Origin of the sequence: Agreia pratensis, assembly GCF_900177685.1 — a bacterium.
GTDB classification, from domain to species: Bacteria; Actinomycetota; Actinomycetes; order Actinomycetales; family Microbacteriaceae; genus Agreia; species Agreia pratensis.
Genome location: NZ_FXAY01000002.1, coordinates 413238 through 439359, shown reverse-complemented (window position 1 = coordinate 439359; position 26122 = coordinate 413238). Strand labels below are relative to the sequence as shown.

Annotated in this window: 24 protein-coding genes; 15 read left to right on the top strand and 9 right to left on the bottom strand. The window is 65.8% G+C overall.

The window, feature by feature from the left end; translation table 11 throughout:
* Positions 1-17: 17 nt before the first annotated feature.
* On the bottom strand, positions 18-2090 hold the full coding sequence (gene glgX / locus B9Y86_RS07455) for a glycogen debranching protein GlgX (protein WP_085484553.1): 2073 nt from the start codon (positions 2088-2090) through the stop codon (positions 18-20).
* Positions 2091-2218: 128 nt separating this feature from the next.
* On the bottom strand, positions 2219-3601 hold the full coding sequence (locus B9Y86_RS07450) for a glycine--tRNA ligase (RefSeq protein ID WP_055945121.1): 1383 nt from the start codon (positions 3599-3601) through the stop codon (positions 2219-2221).
* Positions 3602-3754: 153 nt separating this feature from the next.
* Between B9Y86_RS07450 and B9Y86_RS07445 the strand changes: the two genes are divergently transcribed.
* The 3 genes from B9Y86_RS07445 (at position 3755) to B9Y86_RS07435 (ending at position 7465) form a co-directional block, all read left to right on the top strand.
* Positions 3755-5050 (top strand): alpha/beta hydrolase, encoded by a 1296-nt coding sequence (locus tag B9Y86_RS07445; protein WP_085484551.1) that lies wholly within the window; start codon positions 3755-3757, stop codon positions 5048-5050.
* Positions 5051-5115: 65 nt separating this feature from the next.
* The gene (locus B9Y86_RS07440; RefSeq protein ID WP_244894675.1) at positions 5116-7146 is read left to right on the top strand and encodes an APC family permease; all 2031 of its coding nucleotides are present in this window, start codon (positions 5116-5118) and stop codon (positions 7144-7146) included.
* A gap of 85 nt (positions 7147-7231) precedes the next feature.
* Positions 7232-7465 carry a DUF3073 domain-containing protein gene (locus B9Y86_RS07435; RefSeq protein ID WP_085484547.1) on the top strand — a complete coding sequence of 78 codons (234 nt, stop codon included), beginning with the start codon at positions 7232-7234 and terminating at the stop codon, positions 7463-7465.
* On the opposite strand, the gene B9Y86_RS07430 is transcribed toward B9Y86_RS07435, so the two are convergent.
* The gene (locus tag B9Y86_RS07430; RefSeq protein WP_176223297.1) at positions 7462-7842 is read right to left on the bottom strand and encodes a hypothetical protein; all 381 of its coding nucleotides are present in this window, start codon (positions 7840-7842) and stop codon (positions 7462-7464) included. The genes B9Y86_RS07435 and B9Y86_RS07430 overlap by 4 nt on opposite strands.
* A gap of 58 nt (positions 7843-7900) precedes the next feature.
* Between B9Y86_RS07430 and B9Y86_RS07425 the strand changes: the two genes are divergently transcribed.
* A complete protein-coding gene (locus B9Y86_RS07425; RefSeq protein WP_085484545.1) occupies positions 7901-8701 on the top strand; it encodes a putative protein N(5)-glutamine methyltransferase in 801 nt (266 codons plus the stop codon).
* On the opposite strand, the gene B9Y86_RS07420 is transcribed toward B9Y86_RS07425, so the two are convergent.
* A complete protein-coding gene (locus B9Y86_RS07420; protein WP_085484543.1) occupies positions 8698-9609 on the bottom strand; it encodes a LysR family transcriptional regulator ArgP in 912 nt (303 codons plus the stop codon). The two genes, B9Y86_RS07425 and B9Y86_RS07420, sit on opposite strands and share 4 nt — an antisense overlap.
* Before the next feature lie 68 nt (positions 9610-9677).
* On the opposite strand from B9Y86_RS07420, the gene B9Y86_RS07415 reads away from it, so the two are divergent.
* Together B9Y86_RS07415 and B9Y86_RS07410 are read left to right on the top strand one after the other, a co-directional pair.
* Positions 9678-10307 carry a LysE/ArgO family amino acid transporter gene (locus tag B9Y86_RS07415; protein WP_085484541.1) on the top strand — a complete coding sequence of 210 codons (630 nt, stop codon included), beginning with the start codon at positions 9678-9680 and terminating at the stop codon, positions 10305-10307.
* 33 nt (positions 10308-10340) lie between these two features.
* Positions 10341-10745: a RidA family protein gene (locus tag B9Y86_RS07410; RefSeq protein WP_085484539.1), complete on the top strand. Its 405-nt coding sequence runs from the start codon at positions 10341-10343 to the stop codon at positions 10743-10745.
* A gap of 3 nt (positions 10746-10748) precedes the next feature.
* Here the strand turns inward: B9Y86_RS07410 and B9Y86_RS07405 are convergent, their stop codons facing one another.
* Positions 10749-11114 carry a sterol carrier family protein gene (locus tag B9Y86_RS07405; RefSeq protein WP_085484537.1) on the bottom strand — a complete coding sequence of 122 codons (366 nt, stop codon included), beginning with the start codon at positions 11112-11114 and terminating at the stop codon, positions 10749-10751.
* 55 nt (positions 11115-11169) lie between these two features.
* On the opposite strand from B9Y86_RS07405, the gene purD reads away from it, so the two are divergent.
* Together purD and B9Y86_RS07395 are read left to right on the top strand one after the other, a co-directional pair.
* Positions 11170-12441 carry a phosphoribosylamine--glycine ligase gene (gene purD / locus B9Y86_RS07400; RefSeq protein ID WP_085485318.1) on the top strand — a complete coding sequence of 424 codons (1272 nt, stop codon included), beginning with the start codon at positions 11170-11172 and terminating at the stop codon, positions 12439-12441.
* On the top strand, positions 12438-13316 hold the full coding sequence (locus B9Y86_RS07395) for a phosphoribosylaminoimidazolesuccinocarboxamide synthase (protein ID WP_085484535.1): 879 nt from the start codon (positions 12438-12440) through the stop codon (positions 13314-13316). The genes purD and B9Y86_RS07395 overlap by 4 nt, the downstream gene beginning before the upstream one ends.
* 104 nt (positions 13317-13420) lie before the next feature.
* On the opposite strand, the gene B9Y86_RS07390 is transcribed toward B9Y86_RS07395, so the two are convergent.
* Positions 13421-13792 carry a hypothetical protein gene (locus tag B9Y86_RS07390; RefSeq protein WP_085484533.1) on the bottom strand — a complete coding sequence of 124 codons (372 nt, stop codon included), beginning with the start codon at positions 13790-13792 and terminating at the stop codon, positions 13421-13423.
* Between the two features lie 274 nt (positions 13793-14066).
* Positions 14067-15167, bottom strand: coding sequence for a phosphoribosylformylglycinamidine cyclo-ligase (gene purM / locus B9Y86_RS07385; RefSeq protein WP_425319467.1), 1101 nt, complete (start codon positions 15165-15167; stop codon positions 14067-14069).
* Positions 15168-15301: 134 nt separating this feature from the next.
* On the opposite strand from purM, the gene B9Y86_RS07380 reads away from it, so the two are divergent.
* From B9Y86_RS07380 to purF, 4 genes are all read left to right on the top strand, one after another.
* Positions 15302-15559, top strand: a complete 258-nt coding sequence (locus B9Y86_RS07380) for a BatC protein (protein ID WP_085485316.1) — start codon at positions 15302-15304, stop codon at positions 15557-15559.
* The gene (locus B9Y86_RS07375) at positions 15559-16818 is read left to right on the top strand and encodes a cupin domain-containing protein (RefSeq protein ID WP_085484530.1); all 1260 of its coding nucleotides are present in this window, start codon (positions 15559-15561) and stop codon (positions 16816-16818) included. The genes B9Y86_RS07380 and B9Y86_RS07375 overlap by 1 nt, the downstream gene beginning before the upstream one ends.
* On the top strand, positions 16815-17732 hold the full coding sequence (locus B9Y86_RS07370) for a ferredoxin family protein (RefSeq protein ID WP_217809182.1): 918 nt from the start codon (positions 16815-16817) through the stop codon (positions 17730-17732). The genes B9Y86_RS07375 and B9Y86_RS07370 overlap by 4 nt, the downstream gene beginning before the upstream one ends.
* An 80-nt stretch (positions 17733-17812) precedes the next feature.
* Entirely contained in the window at positions 17813-19285 is a 1473-nt protein-coding gene (purF, locus tag B9Y86_RS07365) for an amidophosphoribosyltransferase (RefSeq protein ID WP_085484528.1), read from the top strand.
* Between the two features lie 62 nt (positions 19286-19347).
* Here purF and B9Y86_RS07360 read toward each other — a convergent pair whose 3' ends face one another.
* Positions 19348-22116: a 5'-nucleotidase C-terminal domain-containing protein gene (locus B9Y86_RS07360; protein WP_085484526.1), complete on the bottom strand. Its 2769-nt coding sequence runs from the start codon at positions 22114-22116 to the stop codon at positions 19348-19350.
* 197 nt (positions 22117-22313) lie between these two features.
* Here B9Y86_RS07360 and B9Y86_RS07355 point away from each other — a divergent pair, with 197 nt between their 5' ends.
* Complete coding sequence (locus tag B9Y86_RS07355) at positions 22314-23198, top strand: VOC family protein (RefSeq protein ID WP_085484524.1); 885 nt, start codon at positions 22314-22316, stop codon at positions 23196-23198.
* Positions 23199-23208: 10 nt separating this feature from the next.
* Here the strand turns inward: B9Y86_RS07355 and B9Y86_RS07350 are convergent, their stop codons facing one another.
* A complete protein-coding gene (locus tag B9Y86_RS07350; RefSeq protein ID WP_085484522.1) occupies positions 23209-24807 on the bottom strand; it encodes a long-chain-fatty-acid--CoA ligase in 1599 nt (532 codons plus the stop codon).
* Positions 24808-24953: 146 nt separating this feature from the next.
* Here B9Y86_RS07350 and purS point away from each other — a divergent pair, with 146 nt between their 5' ends.
* A complete protein-coding gene (purS, locus tag B9Y86_RS07345; RefSeq protein WP_085484520.1) occupies positions 24954-25229 on the top strand; it encodes a phosphoribosylformylglycinamidine synthase subunit PurS in 276 nt (91 codons plus the stop codon).
* Positions 25229-25927: a phosphoribosylformylglycinamidine synthase subunit PurQ gene (gene purQ / locus B9Y86_RS07340; RefSeq protein ID WP_085484518.1), complete on the top strand. Its 699-nt coding sequence runs from the start codon at positions 25229-25231 to the stop codon at positions 25925-25927. Before purS ends, purQ begins: the two co-directional genes overlap by 1 nt.
* The last annotated feature ends 195 nt before the right edge of the window (positions 25928-26122 follow it).

Here is a 26122-nt window from a genome sequence, read left to right as displayed (position 1 = left end):
CCAGAAAGTTCGGTGCGTCAGGCCCGCGAGCGCAGCAGCGTGAACGACCCACCCGAGACGATCAGGGTGGTGACCGGGCCAGCGACGACCTGCGCGGGATCGCTCGACGTAGCCAATTCCCACTCCGATCCGGGCGCATCCGGAACCTGGAACTCGACGCCGTTCTCGGCCGCGTTCAACAGCAAGGCGAACGAGTCCGCGCCCTCGTGAGTGAACACGAGCGTCTCGGTGCGAGCGTTCGGGTTGTCCCAGTCGTGGTCGTCGAAGCTCTCTCCATCGCTTCGCACGATCTCCACGGCGTCGGAGGCGATCGCATCCGGCACCTCTGACAGCACCTCGGGGGCCTGACGGAACCAGGTGGGCCGCAGCGCCGGATTCTCAGCGCGGAGAGCGATCAGGAAGCGGGTGAACTCGAACAGCTCGTGGTCGGCGTGCTCCCAGTCGAACCACGAGATCTCATCGTCCTGGCAGTAGGCGTTGTTGTTGCCGCCCTGGGTGCGCCCGAGCTCGTCGCCCCCGAGCAGCATGGGCACGCCGGCCGAGAGCAGCAGCGTGGCGAGCAGATTGCGCCGCTTCCGGTCACGCCGTGCGTTGATTGCCTCGTCGTCGGTCGGTCCCTCTGCTCCCCCGTTCGACGACTTGTTGTCACTCTCGCCGTCGTTGTTGTCTTCTCCGTTGGCGGCATTGTGCTTGGAGTTGTACGACGTGAGGTCGTGCAGGGTGAAGCCGTCGTGTGCGGTGACGAAGTTGACGCTCGAGAGCGGCGAGCGCCGTGACGCCTCGTAGACGTCGGGCGACCCGAGAATGCGCTGCGAGACCGTGCCCAGCACAGAGTCGCTTCCGTTCCAGAAGTCGCGCACGTCGTCGCGGAACTTGCCGTTCCACTCCGACCAGTCGGCGGGAAATCCGCCCACCTGATAGCCCGCGGTGTCCCAGGGCTCGGCGATCATCTTCACGGGCGCGAGCACCGGGTCCTGCGCGATGAGAGTGAGAAAGGCGCTGTGCAACTCGGCGTCGCCGCCCTGGCGGGTCAGCGTCGTGGCCAGATCGAAACGGAATCCGTCGACGTGCATCTCGGTCACCCAGTAGCGCAGGCTGTCCATGATCAGGCCGAGTGCGGCCGGGTGGCTGACGTTCAGGCTGTTGCCCGTGCCCGTGGTATCGAAGTAGTGCGCCTCGTCGCCCTCGACCAGTCGGTAGTACGCCGCGTTGTCGATGCCCTTGAAGCTGAGCGTCGGGCCCAGGTCGTTGCCTTCGGCTGTGTGGTTGTAGACCACGTCGAGAATCACCTCGAGGCCCGCGGCGTGAATGGCCTTGACCATCTCTTTGAACTCGGTGACCTGCCCACCCGCCTGGCCCGCGGCATCCGACACGTATTCGTTGTGCGGCGCGAAGAACCCGATCGAGTTGTAGCCCCAGTAGTTGCGAAGCCCCTTCTCTGTGAGGTGGCTGTCCTGCACGAACTGGTGCACGGGTAGCAGCTCGACGGCGGTGACGCCGAGATCGGTGAGATGTTTCAGGGCGGCCGGATGTGCCAGGCCCGCGTAGGTGCCTCGGATCTCCTCGGGCACCTCGGGATGCAGCTTGGTGAACCCCTTCACGTGGGTCTCGTAGATCACCGACTCCGAGAGCAGGGTGCGCGGGGCGGTGTCGCCCTGCCAGTCGAACTCGGAATCGGTGATGACGCAGCGCGGAGAGTGCGGTGCGGAATCCGAGTCGTCTCGCTCATCGGGAGAGTTCATGTCGTGGCCGAAGAACGACTGATTGTCGGCGGCCCAGTCGTAACCGCCCTCGATTGCGGTGGCGTGCGGATCGAGGAGCAGTTTGTTCACGTTGTGACGCAGCCCCGCGGCCGGATTCCACTCGCCGTCGACTCGGATGCCGTATCGGGTACCGACGCCGACACCATCGACGAATCCGTGGAAGACGTGTCCGGTGCGCTGAGGTAGTTCGACGCGGCTCTCTTCCCCGTTCTCGTCGAAGACACTCACGAACACGACGTCGGCCGTCTCGGAGTAGAGGGCGAAGTTGTAGCGGCCGTCGATGAGGGAGAAGCCGAGGGGGTAGGGAAGGGAGCGGGCGGAGGCCATCGGTGATCCTGTCTGAAGAGAGCGAAGCTATCGCTATCGCAGACTAGAAGCGCCAAGCGCTCATCGACGGATCGGTGCTGGGGGCTAGCGCTCCGCCGCAGTTTGTGATGCGGCGGAGCCAGTACGGGCTACGCGCCGATGAGCCTCTCGGCGAGGTACGCCTGCAGGCGGTCGAGCGACACACGCTCCTGCGCCATCGAGTCGCGCTCGCGCACGGTCACCGCGTTGTCCTCGAGCGACTCGAAGTCGACCGTGATCGCGAAGGGCGTGCCGATCTCGTCTTGACGACGGTAGCGGCGGCCGATGGCGCCGGCGTCATCGAAGTCGACGTTCCAGCTCTGGCGCAGGTCTTGCGCCACCTTGCGAGCGAGAGGCGACAGGGCCTCGTTGCGCGAGAGAGGAAGCACGGCGGCCTTGACCGGCGCGATTCGCGGGTCGAGCTTCAGCACGGTGCGCTTGTCGACGCCGCCCTTCGAGTTCGGCGCCTCGTCTTCGTGATACGAGTCGACCAGGAACGCCATGAGCGCCCGGGTCAGACCGAACGACGGCTCGATCACATAGGGGATCCAACGCTCGTTCGACGTCTGGTCGAAGTACGACAGGTCGGTGCCCGAGGCTTCGGAGTGCGTCTTGAGGTCGAAGTCGGTGCGGTTCGCGACACCCATGAGCTCGCCCCACTGGCTGCCCGGGAACTGGAAGCGATACTCGATGTCGACCGTGCGCTTGGAGTAGTGCGACAGCTTCTCCTGCGGGTGCTCGAACTGGCGGATGTTCTCGGGGTTGATTCCGAGCCCGATGAACCATTCCCAGCTCTGGTCGATCCAGTACTGGTGCGCCTCTTCGTCGGTGCCGGGCTGCACGAAGTACTCCATCTCCATCTGCTCGAACTCGCGGGTGCGGAAGATGAAGTTTCCGGGCGTGATCTCGTTGCGGAAGGCCTTGCCGACCTGGGCGATACCGAACGGCGGCTTCTGCCTCGAGGTGTTGAGCACCGTGGCGAAGTCCACGAAGATTCCCTGAGCGGTCTCGGGTCGCAGGTATGCCATGCCCGACTCGTCTTCGAGCACGCCAAGGGTGGTCTTCAGCATTCCCGAGAACTTCTTGACCTCAGACCACTGGCCCACGTTGCCTGTGTCGGGGTCGCGCACGTCGGCGAGGCCGTTGACCGGCGGATGCCCGTGCTTGGCCTCGTAGGCCTCGAGCAGGTGGTCGGCGCGGTAGCGCTTGTTGGTCGCGAGCGACTCGACCATCGGGTCGTTGAAGACCTCGACGTGGCCCGAGGCCTCCCATACCTGGCGGGGAAGAATGACAGCGGAGTCGAGGCCCACGACGTTGTCACGGCTCTGAACCATGAACTTCCACCACTGCCGCTTGATGTTCTCTTTCAGCTCCACGCCGAGGGGGCCGTAATCCCAGGCACTGCGAGTGCCGCCATAGATCTCTCCCGTGGGAAAGACGAATCCTCGGCGCTTGGCGAGGGCAATGACAGAATCAAGAGGAGATGTGGGCATAACGGCTTCCGTAAGTCGCCCACCGGCCGGCTGCCAGCGGGTGGATAAGCCACAATCTTATGGGAGGGGCCATGGGGGACCGCGACACCGAGCACTGGCCATTCTGATGATGAGGCCGCTTGTCACGGTTGCCGCGACCTATCGAGGCACCCGATGACCTCACTGCTCGATCTCGACATCAGCACCGGTCCCGGGCTCTGGATCGCCGACATCCTGGCCCTCGCTGCGCTGGCGGCGCTCGTCGTACGCCGTCCCGCTCGGCGATGGATGCTGGTGGCCGGCCTCGGCGCGCTCGTCGGCCTGATCGTCGGCCTGGCCGTCGTCTTCGTCGTGCAGGATCTCCTCGACGTATTCAACTCCCCCATCAGCGTGGTGTCTCGACTCTGGATCTACGCGGCCTCCGCCGCATGCGGACTCGCCGCCGCGAGCCTGTGGGTGACCCGCGGGTGGCGTCGAGCCGTCGGGGTCTTCGCCGTTCCCTGGTTTCTCGTCACTGCGGCTCTCGGGGTGAACGCCGGATTCGGTCTCGAGCCGACGATCGGCGATCTCATCGGAATCGAAACGCAGCCAGCGCTGGCGGTTCCGCCTCTCGTTCCACGCACGTCCTCAGATGCAGACAGCACGATTCCTCTCGCCGACCGGTGGATGCCGCCCTCGGAGCTGCCGGGATCGCGAACGGGTCGCATCGTCATCCCTGCCATCTCCTCTGACTTCGCGGCAAGAGACGCCGTCGAGTGGTTGCCGCCGGCCGCTCTCGTCGACGACCCGCCCGATCTGCCCGTTGTCGTCATGATGATGGGTCAGCCCGGCAGCCCCAGCGTCGACATCATCGGAGATGTCCTCGACGAGTTCGCTGCTCACCACTCGGGACTCGCGCCCATCGTCGTCTCCGTCGATCAGCTCGGTGGCGCCGACACCAACAACCCGCTGTGCATCGACGGATATCAGGGAGACGCACGAACGTATCTGTCGACCGATGTGCCCGCGTTCATCCGGTCCACCTTCAACGTGCAGGATGCACGCGAGGCCTGGACAGTGGCGGGGTTCTCGAATGGCGGCATCTGCGCGCTCACCCTCGGAGCCCTCTATCCAGAGACGTTCGGCAACATCATCGATGTTTCCGGCGAACTGCAACCCGATCTCGGTTCGGTCGAGAAGACGATCGACACAGGCTTCGACGGCGACAGCGCGGCATACAAGCGAGCGAAGCCCACGTCGATCCTGGCCACGCACCGCTTCACCGACACCTGGGCGATCTTCGCCAGCGGCGCATTCGACGAGCCGTACCTCGGTGCATCCAGAATTCTCGAGAAGGATGCCTCCGCCGCGGGGATGACGACGAGTCTCGCGATCTCGCCCGGAACGTCTCACGGCGGCGCGACGCTCGAATACGGCCTGCGCCACGCCTTCGAGACCCTCTATCCCCGGCTCGGCCTGTCGACGGAGTGAATCACGACGACGAGCTCACCTCGGCCACATTGACATGAGGTTCGCGCGGAGTAGTGTTCTCACTCGTGACTAACGAAGTCAAGTCGGCAAAACGCTGGTTTATCGGCGAACCGCTCCCGACCGACAAACTCGAAGGGCAGCTTCTTCCGAAGCGGCTCGCGCTGCCCATCTTCGCCAGCGACCCGCTTTCCTCCGTGGCGTACGCGCCGCAGGAGTTGCTGATGATCCTGCTCATCGGCGGTCTCGCGTTTCTGAGCTTCGCACCCTGGGTCGCAGCGGCGGTCGTGATTCTGCTCGTGGTCGTCGTGGCCTCGTACCGTCAGCTGGTGAAGGCGTACCCCTCGGGCGGCGGAGACTACGAGGTCGCACACAAGAACCTCGGCGAGAAGGCAGGGCTCGTCGTCGCCTCTGCGCTGCTGGTCGACTACGTTCTGACCGTGGCCGTCTCGGTCGCCTCGGGCGTCGACAACATCATCTCGGCCCTCCCCTTCCTCAATGACTACCGGGTAGAGATCGCCGTCTTCTTCGTGATCGTGCTGGCCGCGGTGAACCTCCGGGGCGTCGCCGAGTCGAGCAAGGCCTTCGCCATTCCCACCTATCTCTTCGTGGGCAGCGTCGCGCTGATGATCATCACGGGTCTGGTCCAGGCGATCCTGGGCCACGCTCCCGTCGCCGAATCGGCCGACTACGGCGTCAAGGCCGAGAGTCTCGGCCAGGCCGCCGTCATCCTGCTTCTTCTGAGGGCTTTCTCGAGCGGTTGCAGCGCCCTCACCGGCGTCGAAGCCATCTCCAACGGTGTACCCGCGTTTCGCACTCCCAAAGTGAAGAACGCCCAGCGCACCCTCGTTCTCATGGGCAGCATCGCCATCATGCTCTTCGCCGGACTCGTGACGCTGGCACTCATCGCGCGTGTTCACTACGCCGAGGACGCCTGCCATCTCATCGGCTTCGAGAACTGCGAAGGGCAGCCGCAGCGCAGCCTGATCGCACAGATCGCCTCGGCCGTCTTCGGCAACAACTCCGTGCTGTTCTACGTGATCCAGGCCGCCACCGCCGCGGTTCTGCTCCTCGCAGCGAACACCGCCTTCAACGGATTCCCGTTGCTCGGCTCCGTTCTGGCGAAAGACTCCTACGCACCGAAATCGCTGCTCACCCGCGGCGACCGCCTCGTCTTCTCGAACGGTGTGCTCATCCTCGGACTGTTCGCCACGCTCATCATCGTCGTCTACCAGGCCAGCCTCACCCACCTGATCCAGCTCTACATCATCGGCGTCTTCGTGTCGTTCACACTGGGGCAGACCGGAATGGTCAAGCACTGGTGGGGGCTGCTGAAGGGCGGATGCTCGAACCGCGGAGCCGTGTGGCGCGGCCTGGTGATCAACGCGTTCGGAGCCCTGCTCACCGCCGTGGTGCTCATCGTCGTGACCATCACGAAGTTCACCCACGGCGCCTGGCTGGTCTTCGCGATCATGCCCGTGCTCTACGTTCTGATGCTCGGCGTCAACCGCTACTACCGCGATGTGAACAAAGAGATCGAGGTCGACGCCACGACCACCTTCGGCGCCGATGGCGACCACGCCATCGTGCTCGTCGGGCGCATGCAGAAGCCCGTGCTCAAAGCGCTCGACTACGCGATCGCGGCCCAGCACGACAGCATCGAGGCCGTGCACCTGTCGATCGATGACGAGTCGACGAACGCGCTCGAAAAGGCCTGGGCAGAGATGAACATCCAGGTGCCCCTGAAGATCATCGTCTCGCCCTACCGCGACGTGGCCGAGCCTCTCTGCCAGTACATCGCGAAGCGACGCACGATCCACGGCTCCGAGGTCGTGACCGTCTACACGCCCATCTATATCGTCGGCCACTGGTGGGAAACCCTCCTGCACAATCACAAGGCGCGTCGTATCCGTAAGCGTCTGATGCTGGTGCACGGCGTCACGATTGCCCTGGTGCCCTGGCTTCTCGACTCCTCCGAAGTCATCTACGGCCGCAGGTCGCGCCCTCTGCCCGGAGCTGAACGCCGAGGCGAGCCTGTGCGCCCGGTTGCTCGCACGCCTCGCCAGGAACGGCGGCACGCGAAGTCGCATCAGCAGTAGGTGCTAAACTGACGCAAGTTTTGTAAGTTATTCGACTCCCGGGTGGCGTTCTCATCCCCCGGCCCGAGAGGTGAGGGGGTCTCGCATGGGGCGCGGCCGTCAAAAAGCTAAGCACACCAAGGTTGCTCGCGAGCTGAAGTATTTCAGTCCCGACACCAACTACTCCGCGCTCGAGCGCGAATTGAGCCACCCCTCCGACGGTGAGCCCGACTACTCCAAGTGGATCGACGAAGACGAAGACGAGTCCGAACTCGATGGCGTCTCTGTTGTGAACCCCGAGCTGCTCGATTCTGACGAGCCTCGGCAGAAGCGCGCCTAGTTCGCTGATCCCTCGTTCGGCTCGACATCATCGGAGTCGTCCGGGGCGGTGCCGACCTCAGCGTTGCCCTCGACCCGTTCGCTCGTCGTCATGACGACGGTGCGGGCACGCCGAGTCGAGGCACGGTCGACGGCCACGGCAACCGCGGCCGACAGCCCCACGAACACGATGACCATGATGATCCCGACGAAACCGAACACCTGCGCTCGCGAGTAATTCGGCTCTTCAGGAAACACGAACGTCAGAATCAGAGTGATGATAATCGCGAGAACGATGCCGACGGCGATGAACCGTACGAAGCGCGGCGATCGCCTCACCACCACGTCGTGCGTTGCGCTGACAGGGGCAGAAGAAGTCGAGTCGTCGGGATGAGCCACACCCCATTGTCTCGCACATTGCCGGGTGGCCGACGTGCCCCGAGAGCATAATCGTCTGATGGATCTCGACCGCACCGTGCTCACCCTGCGTGCAGCGGGCTGCGTCTTCGCAGAAGACGAGGCACGGCTGCTCATCGAGGCGACGAGCACGGGTTCGGCAATCGATCTCGATGCGCTCGACGCCCTCGTTGCCCGACGCGTCTCAGGCGTACCACTCGAACACCTCCTCGGCTGGGCCGAGTTCGCCGGATTCCGGGTTCTGGTCGACGAGGGCGTCTTCGTCCCTCGGCGCCGAACCGAGTTCCTCGCGACGCGTGCCGCCGAGTTGGCGCACGAGACAGAGCGTCCGGTCGTTCTCGATCTCTGCTGCGGGTCGGGGGCTATCGCGCTGGCGATCGCGAAATCGCTGGCGCTGTCGACGAGTCAGTGTGAAATCCATGCCGCCGATATCGACCCGGCCGCGGTGGCGACCGCTCGACGAAACCTTCCGCATCCGGCCGTCGTCGTCTGCGGCGACCTGTTCGAGCCGCTCCCCCGAACGCTGCGCGGGCGCGTTGATGTTCTCGTCTGCAACACCCCGTATGTGCCGACGGATGCGATCGGCTCGATGCCGCCGGAGGCCCGGCTCTTCGAGGCGGCGCTGGCGCTCGACGGCGGCGACGACGGCCTCGATGTGCAGCGCCGTGTGGCGGCCGAATGCCGCGCATGGCTCGCGCCGGGCGGCCATGTGCTGGTCGAGGCAAGCGCACAGCAGGCACCGCGATCGGTCGAGCTGTTCGAGCGGGCAGGGCTCACAAGCCGCGTCGAGTACTCCGACGACTACGACACCTCGATAGTGATCTCGACGAATCCGCGCTAGGGCCGATCGAAGGGGTGCAGCGACGCACGCGCTCCACGGCGAACGGCGTCGCTCACCGCATCGAGAATGGCGGATGCGAGGTTCCAGCGCTGCCAAAAAAGGCGGACTTCGGTGAACTCGCCGGGCGCCAGGTCAATCAGCTGGCCCGACGCGAGCTCGGCCGTGCACTGCCGCTCTGGGAGCATGGCCCAGCCGAAGCCCAGCACGACCGCTCGGGCGAAGTCGCTCGATGTGGGAACGAAGTGCCGAGCCTGCGCCGGCGCATCGGCGCCGCCGCTGCCGCGACGAACGAACTCGGCCTGCAATTCGTCGCGCCTGTCGAAATCGACTCGCGGCGCTCGCGCGAGCGACGAGGCGTCGCCCGGTTCGATCGCGTGATCGATCTGGAACCGGGGCGCACATACCGCCCGGTATCGCATGGCTCCAAGCGGTTCGACGGAGCACCCCTGAACGGCATCCCGCGTCGAGGTCACCGCCGCCATCACGGTTCCCGAACGCAGCAGCGACGTCGTGTGCTCCTGATCTTCACGATGAATGTCGAACACGACGTCGCCCGCTCGAGCCAGTGGCGCCACTGCCTCGAGAAACCAGGTCGCCAGACTGTCGGCGTTGACCGCGACCGCGAGGGGAAACGAGCCCTCGCGCTCGTCGATGCGGAGGGCCGCCCGAGCATCCGCCTCGAGAAGCGAGACCTGCCTGGCCAGCCGCAGGACCACCTCGCCAGCCTCGGTCGGCGCCACCGGTGTGGTGCGCTGAAGCACAATCTGTCCCGAGGACTGTTCGAGGGCCTTGATTCGCTGCGACACGGCAGAGGGCGTCACTCGGAGCCGACGAGCGGCGGCATCGAAGCTCCCTTCCTCTACGACGGCACGAAGCGTCTGGAGATGGTCGAGCTGAAAGGCAGTCATTAGCTCTCCTAATCATTGCTAAGAAAGATTAGCTGTACCTCGGCCAGCCCATCTCCTACTTTCGGAACATGCACCTCGAAACCACGCTGCTTTCCGCCTTGTTCGGCCTCGGCACCGGACTTGCGCTGATCGTCGCCATCGGCGCCCAGAACGCATACGTCTTGCGGCTCGGCATCGCGGGTCGGCTACGCACCGTCGCCGTGGTCGTCACGATCTGCGCCGTATCCGACGCCGTGCTCATCGCAGTAGGAGTGCTTGGGATCGGCGTGGTCATCGAGGAGGCGCCGGTAGCCCTCGTGGTCATCCGTGTCGTCGGGTCGGCTTTTCTCATCGTCTACGGACTCCTCGCGGCCCGTCGCGTCTTGCGCCCGCAGGCCCTCGAACCCGCCGCCCAGCACGGGTCGATCTCGCTGACGACAGCAGCGCTGACCACGCTGGCGCTCACCTGGCTCAACCCCCACGTCTACCTCGACACCGTCGTCTTTCTCGGCTCGGTCGCCAACCAGCAGGGCGCGGCCGAGCGGTGGTGGTGGGCCGGTGGCGCAATGGTCGGCAGCGTGCTGTGGTTCAGCGCACTCGGATTCGGAGCACGTCTGCTCCGACCGTTCTTCGCTCGACCGAGCTCGTGGCGCATTCTCGATGCCGTGATCGCCGTGGTCATGCTGACCCTCGGCATCCGGATGGCCGTCGGGTTCTGAGTTCGCGGAACCCCGTGTCGCTAGGCTGCACGCATGACCGCTGTCACGCTCATCCGCTCGGACTCCCTGAGCCAATCGGCCCCGTACGCGTACGCTTCGACGGCTCCTGCCGATGCGCGGCTCGTCTTTCTCGCCGGCGCCTGCCCACTCGATGCAGACGGCGACGTCACGGCTCGCGGCGACATCGCCGCCCAGGCCCGAACCTGCATGCAGAACCTCGAGTCGGCTCTCTCTGCGGCGGGAGCGAATCTCGACGACGTGCTGTCGACCCGCGTGCTCGTCGCGACGACCCGACAGCCCGATCTGGTGGCCGCATGGAATGTCGTGCGCGAGGCCTTCGATGAACACGACGCGCCGAGCACACTTCTCGGCGTGACCGTGCTCGGGTACCCGAATCAGCTCGTCGAAGTCGAGGCGATCGCGGCCGTACGCGACTGATCGCTACGGTCGCTCGACCGGCACATAGCCCGTGAGATCGGCGCGTTGTCCCGACGCGTGGATGCGGGCGGCAGCGACACCGTCGGCCCACGACAGGCGCCCCATCGCCAAATCGAGCCAGGTGGCGGCATCCATCTCTACGACGTTCGGCGGAGTGCCCCGCGTGTGACCGGGGCCTTCGATGCACTGCACCGCGCCGAACGGCGGAACCCGAACCTCCACGGTGTTGCCCTGGGCCGCGTCTGCGAGGCACTGGAGCAGGTAACGCGTCGCCGTCGCCGTCGCATCGCGCGAGGCGGTGGCTCCTTCTGCAGTGGTGGCCGCAATAGCCGCTTCTCCATCGAGAGCCCGAATGCGTGTCTTTGCCATAGCTCTCAGAGTATGACGCGCGGTCTGAAAATTTCTTCGAAGCTAAACTGTGGCTGTGAAGATTCTTGTCCTCGGATCCGGCGCGCGCGAGCATGCCATCATCACCGCGCTCCTCGCTGAGCCCGGTCAACACGACATCGTCGCGGCACCGGGCAACGCGGGCATCGCCCTCGTCGTTCCCGTCGTCGGCATCGATGCAGAAGACCCGGATGCCGTGGTCGATTTCGCCCAGGACGGCGACATCGACCTCGTCGTCGTCGGGCCCGAGGCGCCGTTGGTGGCCGGGGTAGCCGACGCGCTGCGCAGTCGGGGCATCCCCGTCTTCGGGCCAAGCCGAGAGGCTGCCGCTCTCGAGGGCAGCAAGACGTTCGCGAAACACATCATGGCGGAGGCCGGGGTGCCGACCGGTCGGGCCGAACTCGCGGGCACCGTCGCCGACGCGGAGCGCATCCTCGACGAATTCGGCGCGCCCTACGTCGTCAAGGCCGACGGGCTGGCCGCAGGCAAAGGCGTTCTGGTCACCGAGAGCCGCGATGCGGCGCTCGAGCACGCTCGGCATTGGCTGGGTCACGGAGAGGTTCTCATCGAGGAGTTCCTCGCCGGACAAGAGGTGTCGCTGTTCCTGCTCAGCGACGGACATACCGTTCGCCCCCTCTCGCCCGCGCAGGACTACAAGCGACTGGGTGACGGCGACGCCGGCCCGAACACGGGCGGCATGGGTGCATACTCTCCTCTGCCCTGGCTCGACGAATCATTCGGAAGCGAGGCCGCATTCGTCGACGAGGTCATCGAGACCATCGCGCTTCCCACCATCAGGCAGCTCGCGGCAGAGGAGAAGCCGTTCATCGGTCTGCTCTACTGCGGACTGATCCTCACCGACGACGGCATCCGCGTCATCGAATTCAACGCTCGGTTCGGCGACCCCGAGACCCAGGTCGTGCTCCCCCGCCTCACAACCCCGCTGAGCGAGCTGCTGTTCGCAGCAGCGAGCGGCACCCTCGTTGACCAACCCCGACCCGAGTTCTCGAGCGATGTCGCGGTCACGGTCGTGGTCGCCAGCGAGAACTACCCGGGCACTCCGGTCACCGGCCGCGTCATCACCGGGCTCGAGCAGGCCGAGCAGGTGCCGGGCACGCACATCGCGCACGCCGCTACCGCCGTCGAGAACGGCCAGCTCGTCGCATCCGGCGGGCGTGTGCTGAGCGTCGTATCGACGGCGCCCGACTTCGCCGAGGCACGCACGCGCGTATATCAAGCCGTCGATCTCATCGGTCTCGAGGGCTCGCAGCACAGAAGCGACATCGCAGTGAAGGTCGTCCCAGAATGACCATCGACATCGAGGGCTTCACCGCCGTCTACAGCGGCAAGGTGCGCGACCTCTACATTCCCACCGACGCTGTGTCGATCGACGACGCCGACACCCTGCTCGTGGTAGCGAGCGACAGGGTCAGCGCCTATGACCATGTTCTCGAGCCGGGCATCCCGGGCAAGGGCGAACTGCTCACGACCCTCAGCCTGTGGTGGTTTGAGCAGCTCTCGGGCATCCCGAACCACCTCGTCGGCCTGCAGGCCGATGTGCCCGCCGAGGTCGCGGGCCGCGCCATGCTCGTGAAGCCGCTCGACATGTTCCCCGTCGAGTGCGTCGTTCGGGGGTATCTCTCTGGCAGCGGATGGCTGGAGTACCAGAAGACGCAGTCCGTGTGCGGCGTGACGCTTCCCGCGGGGCTGGTCAACGGCGATCGCCTGCCCGAGCCCATCTACACGCCGGCATTCAAGGCCGAGCTCGGCGAACACGACGAGAACATCACCTTCGAGCGCACGATCGAGCTCGTCGGATTCGAGGTGGCCACGCGGTTGCGCGACCTCTCGCTCGAGATCTACAGGCGCGCATCCGACATAGCCGAGGCACGCGGGGTGATCCTCGCCGACACCAAGTTCGAGTTCGGCGCCGATCGCATCTCGGGCGAGATCACCCTCGCCGACGAGGTGCTCACGAGCGATTCGAGCCGTTACTGGGATGCCTCGGCCTACGCCGCGGGCGATCGACTCGCCAGCTTCGACAAGCAGATCGTGCGCAACTGGCTCTCGGCAAACTGGAACACCACCGACCCGAACGCCGGCCCGCCCCCGGAGCTTCCGACGGAGATCGTCGAGCGCACCGCCGCGCGCTACCGCGAGCTGCTGACGCGACTCACCACGTAGCCGGCCCCGGTCTCCGCCCGTTGCCGGTGGCGACGGATGCCGCCGGCCGACCGGCAACATCCGTCGCTCTGGTTACAGGCGCTCTGGATCACAGTCGCTCTGGATCACAGTCGTCTCGCCGAGATCAGCGCGGGGCGTGGAACGTGTGCCTCCTCGGGAAGCATGGGAGCGCCCGCTTCGATGAAGGCGCGGGTGGCGGAGCGCTCGAGCGCCCCACTCCACACCTCGGGATGCGGCACGCTCGGGTCGACCAGCAGACAGTCGAGCCGAGTGGGATACAGCGAGTGCGCCGGGCCCCACCAGATGCCTCGGGCTAGCGGGCGGCCGTCGAGGAAGGCAAGCCAGGTCCACTCGTCACGATAGTTGCCGGAGTCTTGGCCGGCGAGGAACTGCAGAGCGTCTACCCACGGGCCGGGACCGGGAGACGAGAAAGAGAGAACGGCGCCGAGGTCGGAGCCGGTGGTTGAACGGAACACGAGAGTATCCTCCGAGAGATGTGGAGGCGCTGCTCGGCTTGGTTCAGTCGATGACTACCGAAGGGAGGAGCGCCGGGATAAGGGTGCTTGCGCAGTAATTGCCTGTCGCATTCGCGTTGTTCTTGTCCATTGCCATCAACTCCCTTCCTCAGATTGTGGACGCCCGGGTTGGCGTGCTCACCGACAGTAGCGCTTGGGGTCCGACGATCTCAAGGTCTCGTTACATTTCTGTTATATTCTTGCGCCCGCATATGAAGGCTGCGGGAGGCCTAAATCAGCCCGCGTAGGTGCCCACGAGGCGCACTGCTCCGCCGTCGACGCCCTTGGCACCCTGCTCGAAGCCCGCGAGGTCGCGAGCGCCCAGCGAGACGACGCCGGCTTGCCAGGTGGGGATGCCATCGGCCGTGAGGGCCGCCGATACGGCGCCGGCCGCATCCGCTTTTACGACGGCGAACATGCCGATGCCGAGGTTCCAGGTGCCCTCGGAGCTCTCGAGGGTCGAGCCCGCCATATCTGACAGAACGCGGAAGACAGGGGCGGGCGACCAGCTCGATCGATCGACCTCGACCCACGAGCCCTGCGGAAGCACGCGGGCGAGATTCGCCGCGATGCCGCCGCCGGTCACGTGCGAAAGCGAATGGATGGCGCCGGCCAGCGCGGGGTCGCCGAGAACGCGCAACAACGGCGAGGTGTAGAGCCGGGTCGGCTCGAGCAGCACCTCACCGACGACGCCGCCGAGCTCGGCCGAGGCGTCGGAGTAGCCGATGCCGCGACCCGCGAGAATGTGCCGAACCAGCGAGAATCCATTCGAGTGCAGCCCCGACGAGGCGAGTGCGAGCACCACATCGCCGTCTTCGACGAGGTGCGCTCCGAGCAGGCCGTCGGCTTCGACGGCGCCGACTGCAGCGCCGGCCACGTCGTAGTCGTCGGGGCCCAGCAGGCCGGGGTGCTCCGCCGTCTCTCCGCCGATCAGCGCCGTGCCCGTGTCGGAGCAGGCCCGCGCGATGCCGGCGACGATGTCGGCGATGCGCCGGGGAACGACCTTGCCGCAGGCGATGTAGTCGGTCATGAAGAGAGGTGTGGCGCCGACGACGATGATGTCATCGACGACCATGCCCACGAGGTCTTGCCCGATCGTGTCGTGCTTGTCGATGGCCTGTGCGATGGCGACCTTCGTGCCCACGCCATCGGTCGACGTGGCCAGCAGGGGCCGATCGAACCGCTTGAGAGCGGAGACGTCGAAGAGGCCGGCGAATCCGCCGAATCCACCCACGACCTGAGGGCCATGCGTGTTCGAGACCGCGGCCTTCATCAGCTCGACGGCGAGGTCTCCGGCGTGAGTATCGACGCCGGCCTGGGCATAGCTGTTGCTCATACTGTTCATTCTTCCCTATGTGCGCCACCTGCGACGGTCGTAGCAACATCTGTAAACCCCCTGCCGCACTGTCGGTCGACGGGAGTAGCGTGTTGATCGATGGTGGCCAGACATCCACCGTGGGAGGAGAACCGATGGGTATCAACGACGAGGACATCACATCAGGAACCGACAACGCAGGCGAAGGCCCCGCTGACGGCGGAGCAAACGTAGGCGGACACGACGGTGGCGCGGACGGCGCGGCCTCTGCGGGCGAAGGCCCGGCAGACGGCGGCGCGAACCCAGACGGCCACGACGGCGGCGCCGACGGATCGGCCAATGAAGGAGAAGGCACCGCTGACGGCGGCGCCAACCCCGGCGGCCACGACGGCGGCGCCGACGGATCGGCGTGATGAACCCTAGCCCTCACGAAGCGAGGGCCGAGCGCGGGTCGGGAAACCGGCCCGCGCTTTCTCGCTGCATCAACATCGACGCCGCTGAATTCGCCGCCCACTACTGGGGGCGCGGCCCTCTTCTCTCTCGGGCCGACAGCCTCGAGCGCGACTTCTCCGACCTGTTCTCGAGCGATGCGGTCGACGAGCTCGTCTCGGAGCGCGGCCTTCGCACTCCGTTCATGCGCATGGCCACCGAGGGCAAGGTCCTCGCCACAGATCGCTTCACCGCTCCCGGCGGTTTCGGGGCAGAGGTCGCCGACCAGGTCTCGAGCGACAAGGTACTCGCCGAATTCGCGGCCGGTGCCACGATCGTGCTGCAAGGGCTGCACCGCACATGGCCGCCGATCATCGACTTCACCACGCACCTCGTGGCCGACCTCGGGCATCCGGTGCAGGTCAACGCCTACGTCACCCCTGCGTCGTCTCGGGGCTTCGACCCCCACTACGACGTGCACGATGTGTTCGTCCTGCAGATCGCGGGCGAGAAGCGCTGGAGAATCCACTCGCCCGTGCATCCCGACCCACTGGCCGATCAGCCCTGGTCTCAGCATTCGAAGGCGGTCGCCGACGAGGCGACGAACGCACCCGTCATCGATGAGGTGCTCCGGCCCGGCGATGCCTTGTACCTTCCCCGAGGCTGGATCCATTCGGCCGAAGCGCTCGGCGACACGTCGGTGCACCTCACGATCGGCATGAGCGCTTTCACTCGGGCCGACCTCGTGGCGCACGTGATCACGAAGACCCGCGCCGACGCATCCCTGCGTTCGTCGTTGCCGCTGGGCCTCGACCTCGACGAGCCGGATGCCCTGGCGGGCGTTCTCGCCGAGACGCTGGCCGATCTGGTCGCAGCGATCCAGCGCGATCCGATCACCCCCGACGCCGCGGCCGCATCGCTCGCCCGCCGTCTCACGAATATCACCCGGCCAGAACCGGTGCGCCCCCTCGCGACGGTCGCGGGTCTCGCCCATCTCGACGTCGCATCCGTCGTTCGCTGGCGGCTCGGGCTCGCGGGCCGAGTCGAGGCTCGTGGCGCCACGGTGAGCCTCACCGCCGGCACTCGCACGCTCTCGTTGCCCGTCGTAGCCCACGCAGCACTCGAACGGCTGCTCCTCGGAGAGTCGACGCCGGTAGGGGCCCTGCCCGGCCTCGACGACGAAGACGCCATCGTGGTGTGCCGCCGGCTGGTGCGCGAGGGCGTTCTGGTGCTCGAGGCGTGACAGACCTCAGCGCGCGACAGGTGCTGCCAGACTGGCGCCCCTGCAGCGACCGCTCCCGCGAGCGCGGCGACCCCTTGCCCGGCACGGGGTCTCGCGGAACGGAGTGGTTTCTCGTCGAGATCTCAGGCGCCTGGGGCCAGCACGCTTTTCTCGAATCCACGCTGCCGACCGAGGTCGGCCGCGCGCTGGTCAAGCGAGTCGAGTCGCTCGGCATGCGGCCACTCGCCATTCGTAGAACCGGCAAGCGCGAGCCGCAGGTCGGCTACCGCTGGGCACTCGTCGACTCCAGGCCTGGCTCAGAGGGTGTGAAGTGGGGATGGGTCGAGACGGCCGAGGAGCTGCTCGACGTTCCTCTCGACGGCTCGGTCGGCGTCGTCTCGCACAAGCCGATCATCGCTGTCTGCGCCCACGCTCGACACGATCAGTGCTGCGCCGTGCGCGGCAGGCAGGTCGTGAAGACGCTCGCCGAGGCTTTTCCCGATGAGACGTGGGAGTGCTCCCACCTCGGAGGAGACCGCTTCGCGGGCACTCTGGTGCTGCTGCCTCACGGCCTCTACTACGGTCGGGCAGACGGGGCGGATGCGGTGGGTCTCGTCACCCGGTACCTCGAGGGCCGGGTCGACGAACGTTTCTTCCGCGGCCGCAGCTCACTGCCGAATGCCGTGCAGGCCGCCCAGCACCACGCCCGAGCCACCCTCGACGACGAACGCATCGACATCCTCGGCCCGAGAACCGCGCAGTTCACCGACGGCGTCTGGCGCATCGAACTCGATTACCCAGCGGCCACGATCAAGGTGATGTTGGCCGAGACACTGTCGGAGCCGCTCCTGTCGACCTGCTCGGCAACACGGCCGGGCCGCAGCCGTGAATACCGCCTGCTGTCAGTCGAGATCGCCGACGCGCCCTCGCCCTGACGCCGAGGGGTTCGGGCATCCGTTGCTCACGTAGAATAGGGCACGGCCTATTTCTCTACAGCGTCTGGAGCCCGCCCGGTATGTGCGGCATCGTCGGTATCGTCTCGTCCGGTCCGGTCAATCAACAGGTTTACGACAGCCTCCTTCTTCTTCAGCACCGCGGGCAGGATTCGACCGGCATCGCGACGGCCGACGGCTCGAGGTTTCACATCGTCAAGGCCAAGGGCCAGGTACGCGAGGCGTTCCGCACGCGCGACATGCGGTCGCTGCTCGGCAACGTGGGTCTCGGCCATGTGCGCTACGCGACGAAGGGTGCCGCAGGCAACGAGCAGGAGGCGCAGCCGTTCTATGTGAACGCGCCCTACGGCATCGTGCTGATCCACAACGGAAACCTCACGAACACCCGCGAGCTCAACCAGGAACTCTTCCACATCGACCGCCGACACCTGAACACCTCGAGCGACACCGAGTTGCTGCTCAACGTGCTGGCCACAGAGCTGCAGGGGCAGGTCTCAGGACTCGACCTCGAACCCGATCAGGTCTTCGATGCCGTGGCCAATGTGCACGAGCGCATCGAGGGTTCCTATGCCGTGATCTCGATCATCGCCGGCCACGGTCTTCTCGCATTCCGCGACCCGTTCGGCATCCGACCACTCGTCCTCGGCAAGCGCAGCGATGCCAATGCCCTCCCGGGCGTGCAGCGCGACGAGTGGATCGTAGCGAGCGAATCTCTGGTGCTCGAGGCATCCGGCTACGAGGTCGTGCGCGAGGTTGCGCCCGGAGAGGCCATCTTCATCACGCAGAACGGCGAGATGTATTCGCGCCAGTGCGCGAAGAACCCCGTGCTCGTGCCCTGCTCATTCGAGTACGTCTACCTGGCGCGACCCGACAGCGTCATGAACGGAATCTCGGTCTACGAGGCACGGCTTCGACTCGGCAACCGTCTGGCCACCACCATCGCCGATCTCACCCCGATGGGCGATATCGACGTGGTCATGCCGATTCCCGACTCGTCGCGACCCGCCGCCATGCAGGTCGCTCAAAAGCTCGGCGTCGAATACCGCGAGGGGTTCTACAAGAACCGCTATGTGGGCCGCACCTTCATCATGCCCGGCCAGGCCGAGCGCAAGAAGAGCGTCCGCCAGAAGCTCAACGCCATGTCGACAGAGTTCAAGGGCAAGAACATCTTGATCGTCGACGACTCGATCGTGCGCGGAACGACCTCGAAAGAGATCGTCGAGATGGCCAGGGCCGCTGGCGCGAACAAGGTCACATTCACCTCGGCCGCTCCCCCGGTTCGCTTCCCGCATGTCTACGGAATCAACATGCCCTCGCGCGAAGAGCTGATCGCCCACGGACGCAGCTTTCCGGAGATCGCCAGGGAGCTCGGAGCCGACCACCTGATCTACCAGGAGATCTCCGATATGGAGAGCGCCATCATCGAGGGCAGCGACGTGAAGAACCTCGAGATGAGCTGCTTCACCGGCGAATACGTCACGGGAACGGTCAGCCCGGAGTACCTCGCCTGGGTCGAAGCGACACAGCGCTCCTAGAATTCGACAACGACGAAGGCCCGGGGTGCGAACCCCGGGCCTTCGTCGTGGGAGCTCTGATCCTACGAAGTCGACCTCGCCGCACGGCGGCGGCGCAGCACGAGCAGCGCACCCGCGGCGAGCAGCAGGCCTGCTCCGACGAGTGGCAGCGTCGCATCCACGCCCGTAGCCGCCAGCCCGGACGGGGTAGCGCCGGTCGTACCAGCCGAGTCGACGATCGTGACGGTGCCGTCTGCGGCGACCACGATGGAGCGGTAACCGATGACGTTGCCGTCGCGATCCTGAATCACAAGGCGATGCGTGCCGGCCGGGACTCCGTTGATCGTCACCGAGAACGCGCCGGACTCGTCGGCCTGGAACCAGCCGAGTCGCGCGGGATCGGAGAAGACCGATACGTAGTACCACTCCCCCGGCGTGAGCCCGGATACGGTGACCGTCTGCCCGTTCGAGGCGCTGCCTGAGCTGAGGCTGAAAGCGTCGGTCTCGGTGACCGGAAGCGAATCGGCCGACGGCAACGCGGGAACCGTCGTCGGCTTCGGCAGAGGGGTCGTGATGACATTCGATGGCGGTGACTCGACCGACGCTCCCACGGAGTTGACCGCCTTCACTGTGACGGTGTAGTCGGTGTCGGTCTTCAGAGCCGAGAACCCGACCGATGTGGCGACAGCGTCGACCGCGGCAGAGTCGGCCTTCTTGCCGTCTGCGTAGAGCGTGGCCTCGTAACCGGTGACGGGCGTTCCGCCATCCACGGTCGGCGGCGCCCACGACGCCGTCACGGCCGAGAAACCGTCAGCCTTCAGGCTCGGCGCGGCCGGCGCATCCGGAACCTCGAACGGGATCTCGCCCGTCGTCGTGACCGGGAACGACACCGACCTACCAGTGGCCGGAAGCGCGAAGCTCACAACGTGGTCGCCGTCTCGGGTGTATTTCGGAATCGTGACCGTCACCGCCGCTTTGCCCTGCTCATCGGTCGTATCGACGATGGCCGGATCGATCGCTGCCGTACCGATCTCGACACCGTCGAACCGAATCGAGACGGCCGAGTCCTGAACAGGAACTCCCGACAGCACCAGCGAGCTCAGTGCGAACGCGAGGGATGTAGACGGCTGCACTGTGCCCAGATCGATCGGCGCGCCCGGAGTCGCGGCGGGCGATGTCTGCGTGACGCCGATCGAGCGCGACCCGTAGTCGGGTGATACGGGGGAGTTCGCCGCGAGGTAGTCGACGAATGCCTGCAGGTCGGCCTGCCCCGAATCGGCGGCCTGCTGAGCATTGGCGAACTCGGTGAAGTTGTCGCCTCCGGCAGAGAGGAAGCTGTTCGTCACTGTCGTGAACGTCTGCTGAGGTGAGACAGGTTCCCCTTTGTAGAAGATCCCTGTGATGTGCGATCCGACGGCAGCCGACGGGTCGTACGTGTAGCTGAGGTCGGAGTTGATGCCGAGCTTGAGCATGGGACGGCTCTTGCCGGGCTGCCACTGCTGCTCGAGAACCGTCTTCACCTGGGCGCCGGTCATCGTGGAGGTGACGAGCGTGTTGGCGAACGGTTGAACAATCGCCGCCTCCTTGTAGGTGACGTTGCCATCGGCGTCTCCGGCGGCCGCGGATGCGTAGGCGATGTTCTCGCGCAGCCCGCCCGGGTTCATAAACGCCAGTTGGGTTCCCTGTCGACTGGTCGCCCAGAGCTGAGCATCGGCGACGAGGTTGCTCAGGGTCGACTCGCCGCCACGGTTCTCGGTGCCATCCGTCTGCACCGCCCGGGTAAGGGAGGCGGTGATGTCGCCGGCCCGCACCTTGCCCTTCTCGTCGGCGATCGCGACGGCCGTCGCGACCTTGGCCGCGACATCCGGATCGGCAGGGTAGGCGGGAACCCCCGCGGCAAGCAGAGGAATCAGCGACCCCGTGATCGAGTCGAGCTTCTTCGTCTCTGAGTCGACCGACAAGGCCAGGTGGCCGAGGTTACTGCCGTAGCTTCCCGTCTGGATCACCGGGATGGTGTGACCGCCGCCGACGTCGACGTTGTTGTGCGCGTAGGCCTGGTGAGTGTGGCCCGATGCGATCGCGTCGAGGTTCGGACCGGCGCCCATGACGATCTTGCCGAATACGGTGCTGGTGTCTGTCACGCTCGCGCTTGTCGACGAGGCGCCCTCGTGCACGACGAGAATCAGGATGTCGGCTTCGCCGTTCGACGGGTCACCGTCTTTCAGCTCACCGGCGACGCGGTTGACGCTGTCGACGATGGGAGCGACGTCGAGCGTCGCGATCCCAGCAGGGTTCACGAGGTACCCGAGGTCCTCGGTGACGGCCCCGATAAAACCGACCTTCACGCCCTGGAACTCCTGAATGTCGTAAGGGGCGTACGCGTAGTCTTGCGTGCCCTTCTTGAGCAGGTTCGACGAGAAGAAGCTGAAATCGGCGTTCGGAATGATGTGGTTGTCGAGGTCTTCTGTGCCCTTGTCGAGCTCGTGGTTGCCGATCGTCGAGGCAGTGAGACCGATGGCGTTGAGAACGTCGATGGTGGGGTCGTCATTCTGGATGAACGAGGTGAACGTCGACGCTCCGACGTTGTCGCCGGCGGAGACCAGCGTGCTGTTCGGGTTGGCGGCGTGCAGTTGCTTGTACGCGGTGGCCAGCGTGGCCGCTCCCGCAATGGGGTTCGATCCGCCGACGGTCTCGAGGCGCCCGTGAAAGTCGTTCATCGTGTAGACATCGATCGCGAGATCACCGGGCGCGGCGGCGGCGGGCAATGCCCCCAGGCCGACGAGAGCGATGGTGGACGAGACGATGAGCGCGGCCGAACGCACGAATCGGCTGCGGTGGCGGTGGGGCTGCATGGGTGTAATTCTCCAGACGAATTCGAGGACAACTCCCAGCAAATGCGACACCTGCGGCCCAGTCAACGGAATAGAGAAATCGAAATCAACTGTTCACAATCGACAAGATCTCAGCCCGCGCAACCTCCCGTTGTGGGGACGTCCTGTTACTTGTAGCTACAAGGAATATTGAGATCGACGGCGTCGTTGTCCTCGACATGAGCACACGTAACGATCTGCTGTCGGCCCAGACCGGCATGGGAGCCGTGACCCTGCGCGTCGGAGACCTCGACGCCATGGTCGCCTACTACCGCGACGCGGTGACACTCGAGCTGCAGAGCCAGGCGGGCGACGTGGCCGTTCTTGGCCGGGGCGATGTTCCCGTCGTCATCCTGCAGCACGCCCCCGAGCTGAGGCATGCCGCGCCGAGGTCGGCGGGGCTGTATCACACGGCGATCCTGTTCGAGTCTGAGGCCGCGCTCGCCGCCGCGCTGTACTCGGTGGCACGTCACGCGCCCGGAACATTTACCGGGAGCGCCGACCACCTCGTGTCGAAGGCCTTCTACTTCACCGATCCCGAAGGAAACGGCGTCGAACTCTATTGGGATCGCGCCCGCACCGAATGGAGTTGGGCGCACGGTCAGATCGAGATGGGAACCGTCTATCTCGACCCGAACGAGTTCTTGCAGCAGCATGTGACGCCCGAGCTGGTCGACAATCCGCGACTGGGCGGAACCACGGTCGGGCATGTGCACCTCTCTGTGGGCGACGTGGCCACGGCCAAGGAGTTCTACGTCGACAGGCTCGGCTTCGAGACCACGATCGCGATGGGCAGCTCCGCCCTGTTCGTCTCGGCCGGCGGATACCACCACCACATGGCGATGAACGTCTGGGAGTCGAAGGGAGCCGGGCGCCGACCGCTCGCCCTCGGGCTGGGCCTCGTCGAGATCGCGGTACCCACGTCGGATGAGGTGGGCCAGGTCGGCGAACGACTCCAGCATTATGGGCTGCAGACCCGCGACGATGGCCGCTCCCTCATGGTCTCAGACCCCTGGGACAACCAGATCAAGATCGTGGCGGCGGGGTCTGCGCCAGTCGAGTAGCCCATAAGGACTACGATTCGTGGCGCGCCACGAGTTCTCGCTTCAGCACCTTGCCGCTCGGCCCCATCGGCAGAGCCTCCACGATCGCGATCTGACGGGGGTACTTGTAGGCCGCGACGTGCTCTTCGGCGAACGCCACCAGTTCCGCACCGGTCGCGCTCGCTCCGGGAACGAGCACCACAGCGGCCACCACCTCCTGGCCATGAACCTCGTGCGGAATACCGTAGACCGCGGCCATCGAGACCTCCGGATGACCGGCGAGCACCTCTTCGACCTCGCGGGGATACACGTTGTAGCCGTTGCGAAGAATCATGTCTTTCTTGCGGTCGAGAATGCGCAGGTAGCCGTCGTCGTCCTTCGTTCCGAGGTCGCCCGTGCGGAACCAGCCGTCGACAACCGCGCGAGCAGTGTCCTCCTGCCGGTGAAGGTATCCCTTCATGAGGTTGTGGCCCCTGATCACGAGTTCACCGAGCTCGCCTCGAGCGAGCAACTCGATCGCATCGTCGTTGTCGGCACGGGCGATCTCGACATCCACACCCCAGATCGGCTTGCCGATCGTGCCGGGCCTCGGCGGCACACCTCTCTGATTGAAGCTCGCCACGGGTGACGTCTCGGTCAGCCCGTAGCCCTCGTGGATGTCAGCCCCGAACAGCTGCGTGAACCTGTCGATGATGGCCACCGGAATGGCGGCACCGCCCGAGATGCCGTACCGCAGATTCGTCTGAACAGGCTCGGTTCCGGCGGCGGAAAGGATCACCATGTACATCGTGGGCACACCGAAGAAGATCGTGCACCCGTGCCGCTTGATCAGCTCGATCGCACCCGCCCCATCGAACTTCGGCATCAGCACGATCGTCGCACCCGCGCGAAACCCCGTGTTCAGAACGCACGTCTGGCCGAAGGTGTGGAACAGCGGCAGGCATCCGAGCAGCACGTCGTCGCTCGTCATGTCGAAGGTGTCGAGCAGCAGGGTGCTCGTCTGCTCCACGAGCGCAAAGTGGCTGCCCTCTGCGCCCTTCGGCGAGCCCGTGGTGCCGCTGGTATAGAGAATGGTCGCCGTATCGCCGGGCGCACAGGCCACGTAGGTCTCGAGCGGAACCGCCTGCTCGGCCAGGTCTTCGAGGCGATCGAAACCCACGGCATCCAATGATTCGTCGCCCGAGTGCGGCGGCATCATGAGCGATACGACGTCGATCGACGCCAGCGCGGCGCCCTTCGCGCCCTCCGTGAGCAGCGGCGCCGAGCAGACCAACAGGGTGGCTCCGCTGTCGCGCAGCACGAACGCGATCTCCTCGGCCTTCAGAAGCGCATGGATCGGCACGACGATCGCGCCGAGCGCCAGGAGCGCGTAATAGACACGGGGAAAGTCAGGCACATTCGGAATCAGGATGGCGACGGGGTCGCCTCGCCCGACCCCTCGTTCGCGAAGGGCCCCGGCGTAAGCGAGAGTCTCCTCCCACAGCGCGGAGTAGCTGATGCTCTGTTCCCCAACGATGAGCGCGATCTTGTCGGGCCGGCGTGCCGCTGTCTCGGCGAGGATGGCGGCGACCGAGACGGTCGCGTACCCCGTCGGGGCGGCTGCTGCAGCGGGGCTCACGGATTCACTCATCACGATCTCCAGTCGTCATTGACCTCAGACTCCGAGGCTACGGTCGAGCGGCTCTCCTGCCAAGTGCCGCGCTCGGGCGAGAAGCCGACGCCCAGCGTTTAGACTGGGGTCGAATCCACCCGTCACTTCTCGAAAAGAGTTCTCCGGTGCCCACAATCGTCGTCGAGGTCATGCCCAAGGCCGAACTTCTCGATCCCCAGGGCAAGGCCGTGCTCGGCGCCCTCACGCGTCTCGGCCAGTCGCAGTTCAGCTCGGTTCGAGTCGGCAAGCGCTTCGAGCTCACCGTCGACGGAGAGGTCACCGACGCGGTTCTCGCCGAGGTGGCGACTCTGGCCGACGAGATGCTGTCGAACTCGGTCATCGAAGACGTCGTTGGCATCCACGTCGTCGAGACCGCCGCGCCCGCCGGAGCCTCCGTCTGATGCGCATCGGCGTCGTCACCTTTCCCGGCTCGCTCGACGACCGCGATGCGCAGCGCGCCGTGCGCATCGCCGGTGCCGAGCCCGTGGCCCTGTGGCACGGAACGCACGACCTCGACGGCGTCGACGCCATCGTGCTGCCCGGCGGCTTCAGCTACGGCGACTACCTGCGCTGCGGCGCCATCGCGAGCCACTCGCCAATCATGGCCGAGGTCATCCAGGCTGCCGATCGCGGCGTTCCCGTGCTCGGAATCTGCAACGGCTTCCAGATGCTCACCGAGGCGCACCTGCTGCCCGGCGGCCTCATCCGCAACGATCACGGCTCGTTCATCTGTCGCGACCAGCGCCTCCGCGTCGAGAACACGTCGACCGACTGGACCAACGGCTTCACCGAGGCCCAGGAGATCACCATCCCGCTCAAGAACGGCGAGGGCGGCTTCATCGCGTCGGCCGCAGAGCTCGAGCGGCTCGAGGGCGAGAACCACGTGGTCTTCCGCTACCTCGACGTGAACCCGAACGGTTCGCTCAATAACATCGCCGGCATCACGAACGCCCGCGGCAACGTGGTCGGACTCATGCCGCACCCCGAACACGCGGTCGAGCCGGGCTTCGGCCCCGATACCCCGGATGCGATGCGCTCGGGAGTAGACGGGCTCACGTTCTTCACCTCCGCGCTCGAGGGCCTGCTCGCCCGCGCGTAGTGCCAGGCTGCGGGTCGGCTGCGCGCATCCATGTGTCGCAAATCGACCTGACTTTCGAGTCTTGGGTCGATTCGTGACACATGAGAGTCGGCGCTGCCTACGACTGGGCGCAGATCGACCTAAATCCGCGAGGATGGGTCGATTCGTGACACATGGATGCGCGGGGCCGGCTCCGCGCGCGGCCATCTGTGGATA